Genomic DNA, 16,629 nt, shown 5'->3' with positions numbered 1-16,629 from the left:
TTCTCTTACTTACGCGACGCGTGGACCAACTCCCGTTGTGGGCGCAGATTTGCGCCGTTTTCGTCCTGCTCATCTGCTCCAGCCTCTTCTCCATCTCCGAAACGGCGATGATGGCGCTCAACCGTCATCGGCTCAAACACCTTGCAAACCAGGGCGCGCTGGGCGCGAAAACCACGCAAAGCCTGCTCGGCCGCACGGACCTGCTGCTCACCGTCATCCTGATCGGCAACAATCTCTTCAACACGATCATCCCGGTCCTCACCACCTCGATCGCGCTGCACACGTTCGGCCACAACAACCTCGTGCTGTCGATCGCGACCGGCATCGTCGCGTTCCTGATCATCGTGTTCGCGGAAATCACGCCGAAGATCGTCGGCGCCACGTTCCCGGAAAAGATCGCGCTGCCCGCGGCCCTTCTGATCGCGCCGCTCATGCGCGTGACGAAGCCCATCGTCTGGTTCGTGAATCTGTTCGCCAACACCGTCCTGCGCGTGCTGCACATCAATACGCGCGACGCGCGCGAGCAGCGACTGTCAACCGAAGAGCTGCGCACCATGGTGCTCGAGTCCGGCAGCTTCATGCCGACCAAGCACCGAAGCGTGCTCCTGAATCTGTTCGACCTCGAAAACATCACCGTCGACGACGTGATGATTCCGCGCCGTCGCATCGAGGCGCTCGACTTCGACGCCCCGCTCGACGACATCCTGCACCAGCTCGAAACCTGCTATCACAACCGGCTGATCGTCTATCAAGGCGACATCGACCGCGTGCTGGGCGTGCTGCACGTGCGCAAGACGCTCTCGGCGCTGCACAACCAGGAGCTTGAGCGCGATACGCTGCGCGAGTTGCTCGACGATCCCTATTTCGTGCCCACCGGCACCCCCGTCTTCCAGCAACTTCAGTACTTCCAGGAAAGCCGCCACCGCGTCGCGCTCGTGGTCAACGAATACGGCGAGATGGAAGGTCTCGTGACGCCGGAAGACATCATCGAAGAGCTGATCGGCGAATTCACCACCACGCTGCCACGCAGCGGCACGGGCCGCGGCGGCTGGAACGAGGACGGCGAATGCATCGTGCCGGGCAGCATGCCCTTGCGCGAACTCAACCGCTGGCTGCATCTGACACTGCCCACCGACGGCCCGAAGACGCTCAACGGTCTGATCCTCGAAGTGCTCGAAGAGATTCCGGAGGGCGACGTGTGCGTGCAGATCGGCGACGCGAAGCTCGAAGTGCTGCGCAGCGACGATCAGGCCGTGCGCACGGTGAAGCTCTTCAAGCCCGGTGCGAAGCCGCGCACCAGCCCGTTGAAGAAGGCGAAGAAGCTCCTGCCGGGTCGTTGAGCATCCTGAGCGTCATTCAGCATCCTTAAGCGTCGTTAGCCATCCGGACGAATGGCGTGCGCTCGTGCGCCATTCGATGATGGAGCCGTTCCTTCACGCAGGCGGCCCCCCAGCCGGCATTCCATGCTAACCATTCCTTATCGCGAGACTTCGCGTCGCGCGTATGCCGCCGTGCAAAGCGCGGCGAGCGGCGGCATCGCGCGCGCCGCGCCATCCGCCTCGCTCGCCGCGGCCCATGCGGACGACGCGCCCGCCGTGCGCCTCTTCACCGAAACGCTGCGCGAAGCGGCGCGCCGCAACGCGTCCGACCTGCACGTCGAACCGCTCGAGCACGGCTGGCGTATCCGCTTGCGCATCGACGGCGTGCTCCACGAAGCGGCTCGGCCACCGGCCCATCTGCGCGACCCGTTCATCACCCGTGTCAAGGTGCTGGCGCGCATGGACATCGCGGAGCGGCGCATTCCGCTCGACGGCCGGCTGCGGCTCGCGCCATCGGGCCCGGCACAACCCGCCGAGGACTATCGCGTGAATTCGCTGCCCACGCTCTTCGGCGAGAAACTCGTACTGCGGCGGCTCGAAGCGTTGCCCGCGAATCTCTCGCTCGCCGCGCTCGGGCTCGACGAAGCGCAGCAGGAAATCGTCGCCGAGGCGATCCGCGCGCCCCATGGCCTCGCCCTGGTAACAGGGCCGACCGGCAGCGGCAAGACACTCTCGCTCTACTGCTTCCTGCAACGGCTCAACAACGACTCGCGCAATCTGTGCTCCGTGGAAGATCCGGCTGAAATCCAGCTTGCCGGCATCAACCAGGTCAACGTGCGCGAGAAAGCCGGCCTCACCTTCGCGCTCGCGTTGCGCGCGCTGCTGCGGCAAGATCCGGACGTCGTGATGATCGGCGAGATTCGCGACGAGGAAACCGCCAGCGTCGCGGTGAAAGCCGCACAGACCGGGCATCTCGTGCTCTCCACGCTGCACACCAACGACGCGCCGGCCGCCGCGGCACGGCTCATCGACATCGGCGTCGAACCTTATAACCTGGCCGGCGCGCTGCGGCTCGTCACGGCACAACGGCTCGTGCGCAAGCTCTGCACGCAATGCCGTGCCCTCGCCGGCGAATCGGCTGCCACGTTGCGCGCCGCCGGGCTGGACGCGGGCCATCCGATCTATGCCGCCCGCGGCTGCGAGGCGTGTCACGGCATCGGGTATCGCGGGCGCATCGGGATTCACGAGGTGATGCCGATATCGGATGCGCTGCGCGATCTGATCGTGGCGAAACAAGGCGCGCGCGTCATCGCCCGCCAGGCGCGTGAGGAAGGCGTGGCAACGCTGCGCGAGGCGGCGCTCGGGCGAGTACGCGACGGCACCACGAGCCTCGCCGAAGCGCTTGCCGCAACGGATTCGCCATGATGCCGGCGCGCGCGGAAGACGGCGCAACGGCGGCCGAATGGCGCTACGCGTGGCGGGGCATCGACGCCTCGGGCGGCCCGTGCCGCGGCATGTTGATCGCCGCCGACATGGCCGCCGCCCGGCGCGCGCTCAAACGCGAGCGCATCACGGTCACAGCGCTGGAGCAGCGGCGCGCAGCACCGGTGCCGCGTGCCAGCCACGCCGACGTCACGCGCTTCACCCGCCAGCTATCGAGCCTCCAGCGGGCCGGCCTGCCACTTGCGCCCTCGCTCGAACTCCTGGCGCAGTCGCCGGGCCCGGGCGGCATGCCCCGTATCGCGGCCGCGCTTGCGCGCGACTTAACGGCCGGCCTGCGCTTCTCCGACTCGCTCGCGCGCCATCCCGCACGCTTTGGCGTGCTCTATCGCCAGCTCGTTGCCGTGGGCGAAGCATCGGGCACGCTTGCGGGCGTGCTCGCGCGCATCGCCGACGACCGCGAGCGCGCCGCTGCGCAGCGCTCCAAAGTCCGCGCCGCGCTCACCTATCCCGTCGCCGTCATGCTGCTGGCCGTGGCTATCACTGCGGCTTTGCTCGTGTGGGTCGTGCCGACCTTCAAGCAGATCTTCGACGGCTTCGGCGCCGCATTGCCCGCGCCCACGCAATTCGTGCTGATGCTCTCGGCCGGTGCCGCACGCTGGAGTCTGCCCGCAGCCCTGTGCGCCGCGGCTGCGGTGTTCGCGGCCCAAGGCGTGCTGCGCCGCTCCGTTCGCGCGCGCATCGCCTTCGGGCGCGCCGTGCTGAAACTGCCCTTCGTGGGCCCGCTCCTCACGGCACTGTGCGCGGCACGCTGGAGCCGCGCGCTCGGCACCCTGCTCACGGCCGGCACGCCGCTCGCGGACGCCTTCGACTCGCTCACGCACGCAAGCGGCAACGCCTTCTTCGATCACGCGAGCGCCGGCATCAGCGCGCGGCTGCGGCATGGCGAGCGGCTCGCCAGCGCGATGCGCGCCGCCGGCTGCTTTCCAGGCGACGTGATCCAGCCGGTGGCCGTGGCGGAAGAATCCGGCGCGCTCGACGCCATGCTGCTCGACGTTGCCTCGCTCGCAGACCGCCAGGTGGACGAGAAGATCGGCCTGCTTGCGAGCCTGTGCGAACCGCTCGTGATCGTCGTGCTCGGCGCGCTGGTCGGCGGCCTCGTGGTGGCGATGTATCTTCCCATCATTCAACTCGGCAACGTGGTGTAGCATCGCTGCCAGATTTCCGCACCCGCCATGCCCATTCATTTCCTGTCCGCTTCCGCCTCCGATCTCGTGCCCGCCGGCCCGGCCAATGCCATCGGCGCCGCGCTCGCCACACTGCCGCCCGCCCTGCTGACGGGGTTTGCGATCGTGCTCGGGCTCATCGTCGGCAGCTTCCTCAACGTGGTCGTGCACCGGCTGCCGATCATGCTGGAACGCGCCTGGCGCGCCGACGCCGCGGAAGCCACCGGCCAGCTCTTTGCCGGCGATGGCCTGCCCGAGCGCTACAACCTGTGGCTGCCGCGCAGCGCCTGCGCCCATTGCGGCCACGTGCTGCGCGCCTGGGAGAACATTCCCGTGCTGAGCTGGCTCGCATTGCGCGGCCGCTGCTCGCACTGCCACGCGCGCGTGAGCGCCCGCTACCCGCTCATAGAACTGGCGGGCGCCGCCTGCGCCGTGCTCGCGCTCGCCGCGTTCGGGCCTTCGGGCAAGGCGCTGGCCGCATTCGCGCTGTGCGCGGCGCTGATCGCCGCCAGCGCGATCGACCTCGAACACCAGATGCTCTACGACGAGATCACCCAGCCGCTTCTCTGGGCCGGGCTGATCGTGAATCTGTGGGGCACGTTCGTTGCGCTGCACACGGCCGTGATCGGCGCCATTGCGGGCTACCTCGCGCTCTGGTGCGTGTACTGGGTGTTCCGGCTGCTGCGCGGCGTCGAAGGCATGGGCTACGGCGACTTCAAACTGCTCGCGGCACTCGGCGCCTGGCTGGGTTGGGGCGCGCTGCCGCAGATCGTCGTGATCGCCGCCGTCGGCGGTGCCGTGGTTGGCCTCGTCGCCACCTGGACCGGGCGCATGCGCTTCGAGGAGCCTTTGCCCTTCGGCCCGTATCTGGCGGCAGGGGCACTCGTCACGCTGTTCGTGGGGACACCGTTGTATTTCGTGTGGGGGACCTGATCGATGTTCTCGATCGGACTGACAGGCGGCATAGGCAGCGGCAAATCGACCGTGGCGGACCTGTTCGCGGCGCACGGCGTGCCCGTCGTCGATACCGATGCGATTGCGCATCACATCACGGCACCCCAAGGGGCCGCGATGGCGGCGATCCGCGAGCAGTTCGGCCCCGAATTCGTGGCGCCCGATGGCTCCATGGATCGTGCCCGCATGCGCGCGCTGGTCTTCAGCGACGAAACGGCCCGCAAGCGGCTCGAAGCGATCACGCATCCGCTCATCCGCTACGAGACCGAACGCACTTCGCTTGCGGCGAGCGGGCCGTATGTCATCGTCGTCGTGCCGCTCCTCGTCGAATCGGGCACGTGGAAAACGCGTGTCGAACGCGTGCTGGCCGTGGATTGCAGCGTCGAGACGCAAATCGCGCGCGTGATGCGCCGCAACGGCTTCACGCGCGAGCAGGTGCTAGCCATCATTGCTCGCCAGGCCACGCGCGAGGCGCGGCTCGCCGCCGCGGACGACATCATCGTCAACGACGGCGCCACCCTCGAAGCGCTCTCGCAAGACGTGGATAGGCTGCACGCGCGTTACCTCGCGCTCGCGGGGTCCGCGGGCGCGCGAGGCTGAAAACAGCTGAACGCCCGCGCAGAGGGAATCCGCCTGGAGAATCGCCAGGAAGAGGAAGCGGCGGGAAACGACGGGAAACCGCGGAAAACTGCAGCAAACCGCGAGGAGGTTGCGGGGAAACCGTGAGCCAGTCGCGGGTAAGCCGTGAAGAAGCCGCACCAGCCGGCCATTCCACCCGCGATTGCGACCGCAGCATCGCGGCATTAGAATGTCTTGCAAATCCTTCACCGACCACGCCCGAGGCGAGCGCGCTTGATTCTTTACGAGTATCCCTTCAACGAGCGAATCCGGACGCTGCTGCGCCTCGAGGACCTGTTCGAGCGCTTCACGTTTTTCCTGACTCAGGAGGATCCGAGGGAACATCACGTTGCGCTCACGACGCTTTTCGAAATCGCGGAAGTGGCCGGCCGCGCCGATCTCAAGTCGGACCTGATGAAGGAGCTCGAAAGGCAGCGTCAGACGCTTGCGCCGTTCCGCGGCAATCCGGGTATCGAGCAGAATGCGCTCGAAACCGTGCTGGGCGAGATCGAGCAGACCCTCGCGGGCCTCACGCAGATGCAGGGCAAGACGGGCCAGCACCTGGCCGATAACGAATGGCTCGCCAGCATTCGCAGCCGCGCGATCATTCCGGGCGGCACCTGCAAGTTCGACCTGCCGTCCTACTACGCGTGGCAACAATTGCATCCCGACCAGCGCCGCCAGGACATTGCCAAATGGGTCATGCCGCTGCTGCCGCTGCGCGATGCCGCCGCCATCGTGCTGCGCCTCGCGCGCGAATCGGGACAGGCGTCGAAGGTGATGGCCATGCAGGGCAGCTACCAGCAGATGCTGTCGGGACGCGCCTATCAGTTGATGCAGGTGCGCGTGGCACCGGATTTGCGCGTGATTCCCGAAGCAAGCGCCAACAAGTACATGCTGTGGGTGCGCTTCACCGTGCAGGACGGCGATCTGCGCCCGCGCGCCGTGGACGTGGACGTGCCGTTCCAGCTAACGCTGTGCAGCCTGTGACAGCGGGCAGCGCCGTTTTTCCGAACCGGATTTCGCCCCGCATTTTGCCAACCCGGCGCCCGCCTTGCGCGGCGCCCACCGACTGACCCTTCGAAAGCATGGCCACCGTCGTCAAATGTCCAACCTGCGGCAAGGATGTCCGCTGGGTTCCGGAAAACCGTTTCCGCCCGTTCTGCTCGGAACGCTGCAAGCAGATGGATCTGGGCGCGTGGGCGGCCGAGAAATACCGCATCGGCGGCTCGGATGACGATACGCCGCCCGACGACGAAGCGCCGCCCACGGACACCCGTCAATAGATAGCCGGATGCATCGGCAAAAAGGCCGCTGTGCGAACTGAGCTGCACAGCGGCCTTTTCGTTTGCCTCACTCGTTTGCCTCACCTCACTGCGTCACTCGGCGGCCAGCCATTCGAGCACCGGAATCGTCGCCGGCAACAGCGGCTCGACGCTCGCCGGCAACGACTGCCAGACGAACGCCTGGCCCTCGCGCCCGTGCGGCTCGCCGTCCCACTCGGTCACCTTGCAGAAGAAGAGGCGCACATAGGCGTGCGGGTAATCGTGCTCGAGGGTATGCCAGAGATGGCACGCCTTCACGTCGATGCCCAGTTCCTCGTGCAGTTCGCGCGCAAGCGCGGCCTCGACCGACTCGCCCGCCTCCAGCTTGCCGCCCGGAAACTCCCAGTAGCCCGCGTAAGGCTTGCCTTCGGGACGCTGCGCGAGCAGATAGCGGCCGTCGGGCTGCACGAGCACGCCGACGGCCACTTCGGTCACGGGGCGCGCCGCTGCGCCGGCGCCCTTCGTCTGCCCGCTCATGCCCCTTGCACCTTCTTGCCCGACCAGTCGCGCGCGAACTGCCACGCCACGCGGCCCGAGCGCGAACCGCGCTCCAGCGCCCAGACCAGCGCGTCGCCGCGCGCGGCCTCCACTTCGGCGTCGTTGCAGCCGAAGTGGCGCAGCCAGTGACCGACGATCGTCAGGTAGTCGTCCTGCTTGAACGGGTAGAAGCTCACCCACAGCCCGAAGCGCTCGGACAGCGAGATCTTCTCCTCCACCACCTCGCCGGGATGGATTTCGCCGTCGGGCATGTGCTTGTACGTCTCGTTGTCGCTCATGTACTCGGGCAGCAGATGGCGGCGGTTCGAGGTCGCGTAGATCAGCACGTTGTCGCCCTGCGCGGCCACCGATCCGTCCAGCGCCACCTTGAGCGCCTTGTAGCCCGACTCGCCCTCCTCGAACGAGAGGTCGTCGCAGAACACGATGAAGCGCTCGGGGCGCGTCGCGATCAGATCGACGATGTCGCCCAGGTCGTGCAGGTCGTCCTTGTCCACTTCGATGAGCCGCAGGCCGTCCTTCGCGAACGCGTTCAGGCACGCCTTGATGAGCGACGACTTGCCGGTGCCGCGCGCGCCCGTGAGCAGCACGTTGTTCGCGGGCTTGTTCTGCACGAACTGGCGCGTGTTGCGTTCGATGAGGTCCTTCTGGCGGTCGATGTTCTGCAGGTCGTCGAGCGAGATCGACGAGACCGAGGGCACCGGCTGCAGATAGCCGCGGCCCTGGCGCTTGCGCCAGCGGAACGCCACGGCGGCATTCCAGTCCACGTCGGGCGCCGCGGGCGGCAGCACGGATTCGAGTCGGCCGAGCAGCGCCTCGGCGCGGGTCAGAAACTGTTCGAGCTTGTCCATAGCCTTGAGACCGGAATCAGGAGCGGTAGTCCGCGTTGATACTCACGTAGTCGTGCGAAAGGTCGCAGGTCCACACCGTGGACTGCGCGTTGCCGCGGCCGAGCAGCACGCGGATCGTGATTTCGCTGTTCTTCATGACGCGCTGGCCGTCTTCCTCGCGGTACTCGGGATTGCGGCCGCCGGCCTTCGCGACGAGCACGTCGTCGAGATACAGGTCGATCTTTTCGACGTCGAGGTCGGTCACGCCCGCATAGCCGATCGCGGCCAGAATGCGGCCGAGGTTGGGATCGGAGGCGTAGAACGCCGTCTTCACGAGCGGCGAGTGGCCGATCGCATAGGCGATCTGGCGGCACTCGGCCACGTCCTTGCCGCCTTCCACCTGCACGGTCATGAACTTGGTCGCGCCTTCGCCGTCGCGCACGATGAGCTGCGAGAGCGTCTGTGCGACTTCCGTCACCGCGTCGCGCAGCGCCGCGTAAGCGGGCGAGTCCGTGGAGGCGATGGCCGGCAGGCTCGACTTGCCCGAGGCGATCAGGATGAACGAGTCGTTGGTGGACGTATCGCCGTCGATGGTGATGCAGTTGAACGAGCGGTCCGCCACGTACTTCACGAGTTCGTCGAGCACCGGCTGCGCCACGTTCGCATCGAACGCGAGGAAGCCGAGCATCGTCGCCATGTTCGGCTTGATCATGCCGGCACCCTTGCTGATGCCGGTGAGCGTGACCGTGTGGCCGTCGATCGCGACCTGGCGCGAGGCGGCCTTGGGCAGCGTGTCCGTGGTCATGATCGCCTGGGCGGCGTCGTACCAGTTCGCGGCCTTGCGGTTCTCCAGCGCGGCGGGCAGACCCGCGATCAGGCGATCCACCGGCAGCGGCTCCAGGATCACGCCGGTCGAGAACGGCAGCACCTGCGAGGGCTCGATGCCCGCGAGGCTCGCCAGCGCGTCGCAGGTCGCGCGCGCATTGGCGAGGCCGGGCTCGCCCGTGCCCGCGTTCGCATTGCCCGTGTTGATCACGAGCGCGCGGATGCCCTTGCCGCCGGCGCGCACCTTCGCGAGGTGCTCGCGGCACACCGTCACGGGCGCCGCGCAGAAGCGGTTGAGCGTGAACACGCCCGCAACGCTCGCGCCTTCATCGACGGAGATCACGAGCACGTCCTTGCGGTTGGGCTTGCGGATGTTGGCCTCGGCCCAGCCCAGCGTCACACCGGCGACCGGATGGAGTTGGGCGGGATCGATCGAGGGGAAATTGACAGCCATGGTGGCGACCTGTCGAAAAGGCAATGCCGGCCGAGGCGCATCGAGCCTGGCCGGCATTGGGAATCAAAAGGCAAGGCCTGGAACGACGTCCAGGCCACCGGAATCAACGGCAGAGCCGCATGTGCTGCGCGGCGGCGCGCCACTGCAAATGCGCGCGCGCACCGCTTCGCATCACGAGATCCTGCCGTGGCACTGCTTGTACTTCTTGCCGCTGCCGCACGGGCACGGGTCGTTGCGACCCACCTTCGGCACGTCCTGGCCGTCGGGCGCCGCGCCCTGGCCGGCGTGGCTCATGGCCGCGCCCACCATGGCCGCTGCGGCGTCGGCCGCGGCCGGCGCCGCAGCCGTCGGGCCTGCGGCGGCTTCGGCAAATTCGGCGTGACGGAACTCCACGTTCTCGAGATGGCTGCCTTGCTCTTCGAGCTGCTCGGCGGCCTGTTCGAGCTGTTCCGGCGACTGGATCTGCACGTTCATGACAATGCGCGTGACTTCCTGCTTCACCGCTTCGAGCATCGCGGCAAAGAGTTCGAACGCCTCGCGCTTGTATTCCTGCTTCGGGTTCTTCTGCGCATAGCCGCGCAGGTGGATGCCCTGGCGCAGGTGATCGAGCGCGGCCAGATGCTCGCGCCAGCTGCGGTCTAGCGTCTGCAGCATGACCGAGCGCTCGAACGCGCTGAACGACTCGCGGCCCACCAGCGTGACCTTCTGCTCGTAGGCTTCGTCGGCGGCGGCCTGTACGGCTTCCAGAATCTCTCCGGCGTCGATCGACGACGACTCGTTGATCATCTCCTGGATCGCGAGGTCGAGCTGCCATTCGTTGCGCAGCACTTCCTCGAGCTCGGGCACGTCCCACTGTTCCTCGATGCTGCCCGGCGGCACGAACTGATGAACGATCTCGGTAATCACGCCATGACGCATCGCGCCGATCGTCTCGGTGATGTCATGCGCTTCGAGCAGTTCGTTGCGCTGCTGGTAGATCACCTTGCGCTGGTCGTTCGACACGTCGTCGTATTCGAGCAGCTGCTTGCGGATGTCGAAGTTGCGCGCTTCGACCTTGCGCTGCGCCGACTCGATCGAACGCGTCACGATGCCCGCTTCGATCGCCTCGCCTTCCGGCATCTTGAGGCGGTCCATGATGGCGCGCACGCGGTCGCCCGCGAAGATGCGCAGGAGCGGATCTTCGAGCGACAGATAGAAGCGCGACGAGCCCGGATCGCCCTGCCGGCCCGCACGGCCGCGCAGCTGGTTGTCGATGCGGCGCGACTCGTGGCGCTCGGTGCCGATGATGTGCAGGCCGCCTGCGGCCTTCACCTGATCGTGCAGCGTCTGCCATTCGTCGCCCAGCTTCTGGATGCGGCGCGCCTTTTCATCGGCGGGAATCGCGTCGTCGGCTTCGATGAACGAAGCCTGCTTCTCCACGTTGCCGCCCAGCACGATGTCGGTACCGCGGCCCGCCATGTTGGTGGCGATCGTGACGCGCTGCGGACGGCCCGCTTCGGCGACGATCGCCGCTTCCCGCGCGTGCTGCTTCGCGTTGAGCACCTCGTGCGGCAGGCCGGCTTTCGTGAGCAGATGCGAGAGCAGTTCCGAATTCTCGATCGACGTCGTGCCCACCAGCACCGGCTGGCCACGCTCGTAGCACTCGTGGATGTCGCGGATCACGGCGTCGTAACGCTCGCGCGCGGTCTTGTAGATCTGGTCCTGCTTGTCGATCCGCTTGGGCACGCGGTTGGTCGGGATCACGACCGTCTCGAGCCCATAGATCTCGTTGAATTCGTACGCTTCGGTGTCGGCCGTGCCGGTCATGCCCGAGAGCTTCGCGTACATGCGGAAGTAGTTCTGGAACGTGATCGAAGCGAGCGTCTGGTTCTCGCTCTGGATCTTCACGTGCTCCTTCGCTTCCACGGCCTGGTGCAGCCCGTCCGACCAGCGGCGCCCGGCCATGAGACGGCCGGTGAATTCGTCGACGATGATGACTTCGCCGTTCTGCACCACGTAGTGCTGGTCCTTGTAGAACAGCGTGTGCGCGCGCAGCGCGGCGTACACGTGGTGCATGAGCGTGATGTTCTGCGGCGCGTAGAGGCTCTCGCCCTGGCCGATCAGGCCCCACTCGGCGAGCATGCGCTCGGCCTTCTCGTGGCCCGATTCCGTAAGGAACACCTGGCGCGCCTTTTCGTCGAGCGTGTAGTCACCCGGCTTTTCGACGCCCGTGCCGTCGGCCTTCTCTTCGCCGATCTGGCGCTCGAGCAGCGGCGGCAGCGCGTTCATGCGCACGTAGAGTTCGGTGTGGTCTTCGGCCTGGCCCGAGATGATGAGCGGCGTGCGCGCTTCGTCGATCAGGATCGAGTCCACTTCGTCGACGACCGCGAAATTCAGCGCACGCTGCACGCGCGCCTCGGTCTCGTAGACCATGTTGTCGCGCAGGTAGTCGAAGCCGAACTCGTTGTTCGTGCCGTAGGTGATGTCCGCGCCATAAGCCTGCTGCTTCATGGCGTGGTCCATCTGCGACAGGTTGATGCCGACCGAAAGACCGAGGAAGTTGTAGAGGCGGCCCATCCACTCGGCGTCGCGCTGGGCGAGGTAGTCGTTCACCGTCACGACGTGCACGCCGCGGCCCGAAAGCGCGTTCAGGTAGGCCGCGAGCGTCGCGACGAGCGTCTTGCCCTCGCCGGTGCGCATTTCGGCGATCTTGCCGTAGTGCAGCACCATGCCGCCGATCAGCTGCACGTCGAAGTGGCGCATCTTCAGCACGCGCTTGCTGGCCTCGCGGCAGACCGCGAAGGCTTCGGGCAGCAATTCGTCGAGCGACGTGCCTTTCGCGACGCGCTCGCGGAATTCAGCGGTTTTCGCCCGCAGTTGCTCGTCGGTGTATTGCTCGATCTGCGGTTCGAGCGCATTGATCGCCGCGACCGTCTTCTGATATTGCTTGATCAGGCGCTGATTGCGGCTGCCAAAGATTTTCTGTAAGAAACCGGTGGTCATCGGATCGGTGTCTGCGTCGCGGCTTCAGCCGGGATTCCTTCGCCCATCAGACGCAAACAGCATCCGACGTACGCGATGCACCCGGATCGGAAGGACCTCGGCGGCTTAAGCCCAAATTGGTGGATTCGAATCGGGCATTTTAGCACGCGCCCTCACACCCGCCTGTGTCAGGCGCGAGACGGGCCGCACGCGCAAAATGCCCGCGCCGGAAGCCTCCCGGCGGCCCGGAGCCGCCCGTGGGCGGGCTCTGGCCGATGAGCCGGAAGGCGCGTGGGCACACACCGCGCAGGCTACAATGACGGCACCCGGTCGCGAGCCACGCGCGCGCACTCCAAACCTATCCGACATGAGCCGTTTCTCGCCGTTTTCAAGGCCGTCCAGGCCGCGCTACGCGCAGCCCGTGGCCGAACTGCTGAGCCGCACCGACGCGTTTGCGCCGCTGCGCGCCGGCGTCGAGCAAATGGCTTCGATGCGGCGCGATCTGCAGGCGCTCCTGCCCGATTATCTGGCGACGAGCGTCGAACCCGGCTTCATCAAGGACGGGCAGCTTGCCCTCTTCGCCGCGCACAACGCGCTCGCGGCAAGGCTGCGGCACCTGGAGCCGCGTCTCGTGGCCGACCTGCGCGCGCGCGGCTGGCCGGTCGATTCGGTGCGCATCCGCGTGCGGCCCCAGTCGGTCCAGGACCCCAAGCCGCCCAAGCAGGCGCGCATGTCGCCGATGGGCGCCGCAGCGCTGATGGCGCTCAGCGAAGAACTGCCGCCCTCGCCGCTCCAGGAGGCGCTGGCCAAAATGGCCGCGCGCCATGTGAAGAAGCGCTAGGCAATCGCGGTGCAAAATAAAAAAGGGCGGCATCGAGCCACCCTTTTTGTCGCGCATTGCGCCAGTCGTCAGACTCAATCACGCAAACGCCGTTTGCGCCTCGTAGCCGAAACCGCGCGGCGCCTTCTGCGTGTCGTCGAACGTCACGATCTCCCACGCGTCCTCGTGCTTGAGCAACTCGCGCAGGAGCGCGTTGTTCAGGCCGTGCCCGGACTTGTACGCCGTGTACGAAGCGAGGAGCGGATGCCCCACCACGTAGAGGTCGCCGATCGCGTCGAGCATCTTGTGTTTCACGAACTCGTCGTCGTAGCGCAGGCCGTCGTTGTTGAGGATGCGGTACTCGTCCAGCACGATGGCATTGTCGAGGCTGCCGCCGCGCGCGAGGCCCAGGTCGCGCATCATCTCGAACTCGTGTGCGAAGCCGAAGGTGCGCGCGCGCGCGATTTCGCGCACGTACGAGGTGTTCGCGAAATCGACTTCGAGCACCTGGCCCGTCTTGTCCACGGCCGGGTGGCGGAAATCGATGGTGAACTTGAGCTTGAAGCCGAAATACGGGTCGAGACGGGCAAACTTGTCGCCTTCGCGAATCTCGACGGGCTTCTTGACCTTGATGAACTTCTTGGGCGCGTTCTGCTCTTCGATGCCCGCCGACTGGATCAGGAACACGAACGAGGCCGCGCTGCCGTCCATGATGGGAATTTCTTCGGCGGTCACGTCCACGTAGAGGTTGTCGATGCCGAGGCCCGCGCACGCGGACATCAGGTGCTCGACCGTCGAGACGCGCGCGCCGTCCTTCTGCAGCACCGAGGCGAGGCGCGTGTCGCCGACCGCCAGCGCCGACGCGGGGATGTCCACCGCGTTCGGCAAATCGACGCGCGAAAACACGATGCCCGTATCCGGCGCCGCCGGGCGGAGCGTCAGATCGACCTTGCGGCCCGAGTGCAGGCCGATGCCGACCGTCTTCACGATCGATTTGATGGTTCGCTGCTTCAACATAGTGATCTACTCATTGAAAATCCCAATCGGGACTTTTTAATTCATAGCGCGAATTATACTCCAGATGGACGCGGTCGTCGTTTTCCGCAGCGTGACAATCTGTTTCCCGTTGTTACGCTATCAGGATAAACGACGAGCCGATGGCCGGAACGGAGGCGTTTCCGGTCACCAGCCCGCCTGATGCTACGTAATGGCCCGTCACATTTGCGCTGCCGGCCCGTTGCGCTGCGGCAACGTGACACGGGCGTGAACGCTCACGCGGGGCTCAACGTGGCGAGCATGCTCGCCGCATCGCTGACTTCGAATTTGCCGGGTGCTTCGACGAACAGCGTCTTGACCACGCCGTCTTCGACCACCATCGCATAGCGCTGGGAACGGATTCCCATGCCACGCGCCGACAAATCCTGCTCCAGACCGAGCGCCCGGGTGAAAGCCGCGCTGCCGTCGCCCATCATGCGCACCTTGCCCGCGGTGCGCAGATCGCGCCCCCACGCGCCCATCACGAACGCGTCGTTGACGGACACGCACCAGACTTCGTCGACGCCGGCCGCGGCAAGCGCGTCCGCCTTCTCGACATAGCCCGGCACGTGCTTCGCCGAGCAGGTCGGCGTAAAGGCGCCCGGCAATCCGAAGATCACCACGCGCCTGCCTGCCGTCTGCTCGCGCACGCTGAAGCTGTTCGGCCCCAGCGTGCAGCCTTCGCGCGCGTCCTCGACGTATTCGTGGAGGGTCGCGTCGGGCAGCGCTTCACCCTGTTTGATCATGGCTCGTCCTTCGCATCGATGCGCCAGCATGTTACACGCGGTACTCCGCAATTATCTGCCATCAGTCTTTCAGGATCGTCAGGCGGCACGCCGCCCTGCCGCCACCCAAAGCGTGGCGGACGCTCGTCCTTGCCGCAGATCCTCACGGATGCGGCCCTGCTGGCCTTCATTGCGACGCGTGCATCGTCTGCCCGGGTGCCGGCCGGAACGGGCGCTTCAAGACGCTATTGAAGCGCTATTGAAGCCCTGCCCCGATCCCGCACCGCAGCCAGACCGCGTGCACTCAGTCCGCCTGCTTGCGCAGGAACGCCGGGATGTCGTACGTATCGACGCCCTTTTCCTGCAGCGCCTGCACGTGCGAAGCCGCGGTGTCGCGCGAGGTGCGCCACACAGCCGGCGTATCCAGCGCGCCGTAGTCGGCCGTCGCGCCAGCCGACGCCTGCGGTGCGTACGTCTGCATCGTCGGGATCGGATGATTGTCGGTGCCGGTGCGCAGGAGCGTCATCGGCGCGGCCGACTGCTGCTTCTTCGCCGCACGGCCGAGACCCGTCGCGACCACGGTCACGCGCAGCGCGTCGCCCATCGCGTCGTCGTACACGGCACCGAAGATCACCGTCGCGTCTTCCGCGGCGTAGCTCTTGATGGTGTTCATGACTTCACGCGTTTCGGACAGACGCAGCGAACGGCTCGACGTGATGTTGACCAGCACGCCACGCGCGCCCGACAGGTCGACGCCTTCGAGCAGCGGGCTCGCCACGGCCTGTTCCGCCGCGAGGCGCGCGCGATCGACGCCGGCCACCGTGGCCGTGCCCATCATCGCCTTGCCCTGCTCGCCCATCACCGTCTTCACGTCTTCGAAGTCGACGTTCACGAGACCGTCGACGTTGATGATTTCGGCAATGCCTGCGACTGCGTTGTTCAGAACGTCGTCCGCGCACTGGAAGCACTTGTCCATCTCGGCGTCATCGCCCATCACGTCGAACAGCTTGTCGTTCAGGACGACAATCAGCGAGTCGACGTGATCCTCCAGTTGCTGCGCACCGGCTTCTGCCACGCGCATGCGCTTGCCGCCTTCGAATTCGAACGGCTTGCTCACGACGCCGACGGTCAGAATGCCCATCTCCTTGGCGATCTGCGCCACGACCGGGGCCGCCCCCGTGCCGGTGCCGCCGCCCATGCCCGCGGTGATGAACACCATGTGCGCGCCGAGCAGTGCATCGGCAATGCGCTCGCGTGCTTCTTCAGCCGCCGCGCGGCCCATCTCCGGCTTCGCGCCGGCGCCCAGACCCGTGTTGCCGAGCTGGATCACGGCCGATGCGCGCGAACGCGACAGTGCCTGCGCGTCCGTGTTCATGACGATGAAATCGACGCCCTGCACGCCGCGGTTGATCATGTGCTGAACAGCATTGCCGCCAGCGCCACCGACGCCCACCACCTTGATGATGGTGCCGTTGGTTTCCGTTTCCAGCATCTGGAATTCCATGTTGCCTCCGTCAAGAAAAAGATACCGCTCCTCGGCTGTTATCCGGTGGAAGATCGGGCAACCCTCCACCGCGCGCCAGCCGCCGTCACCGGCGCTTA

General features: G+C 66.4%; 15 protein-coding genes. 8 read left to right on the top strand and 7 right to left on the bottom strand.

Annotated elements, in window-relative coordinates; all coding sequences use genetic code 11:
- The first annotated feature begins 20 nt into the window (after window positions 1-20).
- The 7 genes from BFE01S_RS29890 (at window position 21) to BFE01S_RS29860 (ending at window position 6,843) form a co-directional block, all read left to right on the top strand.
- Window positions 21-1,340, top strand: coding sequence for an HlyC/CorC family transporter (locus tag BFE01S_RS29890; protein ID WP_028228662.1), 1,320 nt, complete (start codon window positions 21-23; stop codon window positions 1,338-1,340).
- A gap of 123 nt (window positions 1,341-1,463) precedes the next feature.
- Window positions 1,464-2,744 (top strand): GspE/PulE family protein, encoded by a 1,281-nt coding sequence (locus BFE01S_RS29885; RefSeq protein WP_084170242.1) that lies wholly within the window; start codon window positions 1,464-1,466, stop codon window positions 2,742-2,744.
- A complete protein-coding gene (locus tag BFE01S_RS29880) occupies window positions 2,741-3,967 on the top strand; it encodes a type II secretion system F family protein (protein ID WP_028228660.1) in 1,227 nt (408 codons plus the stop codon). Before BFE01S_RS29885 ends, BFE01S_RS29880 begins: the two co-directional genes overlap by 4 nt.
- A gap of 27 nt (window positions 3,968-3,994) precedes the next feature.
- Window positions 3,995-4,918, top strand: coding sequence for a prepilin peptidase (locus tag BFE01S_RS29875; RefSeq protein ID WP_042339034.1), 924 nt, complete (start codon window positions 3,995-3,997; stop codon window positions 4,916-4,918).
- Between the two features lie 3 nt (window positions 4,919-4,921).
- A complete protein-coding gene (gene coaE / locus BFE01S_RS29870) occupies window positions 4,922-5,539 on the top strand; it encodes a dephospho-CoA kinase (RefSeq protein WP_028228658.1) in 618 nt (205 codons plus the stop codon).
- A 252-nt stretch (window positions 5,540-5,791) separates the two neighbouring features.
- Window positions 5,792-6,547, top strand: a complete 756-nt coding sequence (gene zapD, locus BFE01S_RS29865; RefSeq protein ID WP_028228657.1) for a cell division protein ZapD — start codon at window positions 5,792-5,794, stop codon at window positions 6,545-6,547.
- A 98-nt stretch (window positions 6,548-6,645) separates the two neighbouring features.
- Complete coding sequence (locus BFE01S_RS29860; protein WP_028228656.1) at window positions 6,646-6,843, top strand: DNA gyrase inhibitor YacG; 198 nt, start codon at window positions 6,646-6,648, stop codon at window positions 6,841-6,843.
- Between the two features lie 93 nt (window positions 6,844-6,936).
- Here BFE01S_RS29860 and mutT read toward each other — a convergent pair whose 3' ends face one another.
- From mutT to secA, 4 genes are all read right to left on the bottom strand, one after another.
- A complete protein-coding gene (mutT, locus tag BFE01S_RS29855) occupies window positions 6,937-7,359 on the bottom strand; it encodes an 8-oxo-dGTP diphosphatase MutT (protein WP_028228655.1) in 423 nt (140 codons plus the stop codon).
- Window positions 7,356-8,228 carry an ATP-binding protein gene (locus BFE01S_RS29850; protein WP_028228654.1) on the bottom strand — a complete coding sequence of 291 codons (873 nt, stop codon included), beginning with the start codon at window positions 8,226-8,228 and terminating at the stop codon, window positions 7,356-7,358. Before BFE01S_RS29850 ends, mutT begins: the two co-directional genes overlap by 4 nt.
- 16 nt (window positions 8,229-8,244) lie before the next feature.
- Window positions 8,245-9,486: a bifunctional glutamate N-acetyltransferase/amino-acid acetyltransferase ArgJ gene (gene argJ / locus BFE01S_RS29845; RefSeq protein ID WP_028228653.1), complete on the bottom strand. Its 1,242-nt coding sequence runs from the start codon at window positions 9,484-9,486 to the stop codon at window positions 8,245-8,247.
- Window positions 9,487-9,657: 171 nt separating this feature from the next.
- Entirely contained in the window at window positions 9,658-12,468 is a 2,811-nt protein-coding gene (gene secA / locus BFE01S_RS29840) for a preprotein translocase subunit SecA (protein WP_028228652.1), read from the bottom strand.
- 346 nt (window positions 12,469-12,814) lie between these two features.
- Between secA and BFE01S_RS29835 the strand changes: the two genes are divergently transcribed.
- The gene (locus BFE01S_RS29835; protein WP_028228651.1) at window positions 12,815-13,288 is read left to right on the top strand and encodes a DUF721 domain-containing protein; all 474 of its coding nucleotides are present in this window, start codon (window positions 12,815-12,817) and stop codon (window positions 13,286-13,288) included.
- A gap of 78 nt (window positions 13,289-13,366) precedes the next feature.
- Here BFE01S_RS29835 and lpxC read toward each other — a convergent pair whose 3' ends face one another.
- The 3 genes from lpxC to ftsZ all read right to left on the bottom strand — a co-directional run bounded on the left by lpxC (window position 13,367) and on the right by ftsZ (window position 16,531).
- Window positions 13,367-14,284 (bottom strand): UDP-3-O-acyl-N-acetylglucosamine deacetylase, encoded by a 918-nt coding sequence (lpxC, locus tag BFE01S_RS29830; RefSeq protein WP_028228650.1) that lies wholly within the window; start codon window positions 14,282-14,284, stop codon window positions 13,367-13,369.
- Between the two features lie 254 nt (window positions 14,285-14,538).
- Window positions 14,539-15,048, bottom strand: coding sequence for a peroxiredoxin (locus BFE01S_RS29825; protein ID WP_028228649.1), 510 nt, complete (start codon window positions 15,046-15,048; stop codon window positions 14,539-14,541).
- 283 nt (window positions 15,049-15,331) lie between these two features.
- On the bottom strand, window positions 15,332-16,531 hold the full coding sequence (gene ftsZ / locus BFE01S_RS29820; RefSeq protein ID WP_028228648.1) for a cell division protein FtsZ: 1,200 nt from the start codon (window positions 16,529-16,531) through the stop codon (window positions 15,332-15,334).
- Window positions 16,532-16,629 lie beyond the last annotated feature (98 nt).

The sequence above is a fragment of the Paraburkholderia ferrariae NBRC 106233 genome, assembly GCF_000685035.1.
Classification (GTDB): domain Bacteria; phylum Pseudomonadota; class Gammaproteobacteria; order Burkholderiales; family Burkholderiaceae; genus Paraburkholderia; species Paraburkholderia ferrariae.
This window is presented reverse-complemented; position numbering and strand designations above follow the sequence as displayed.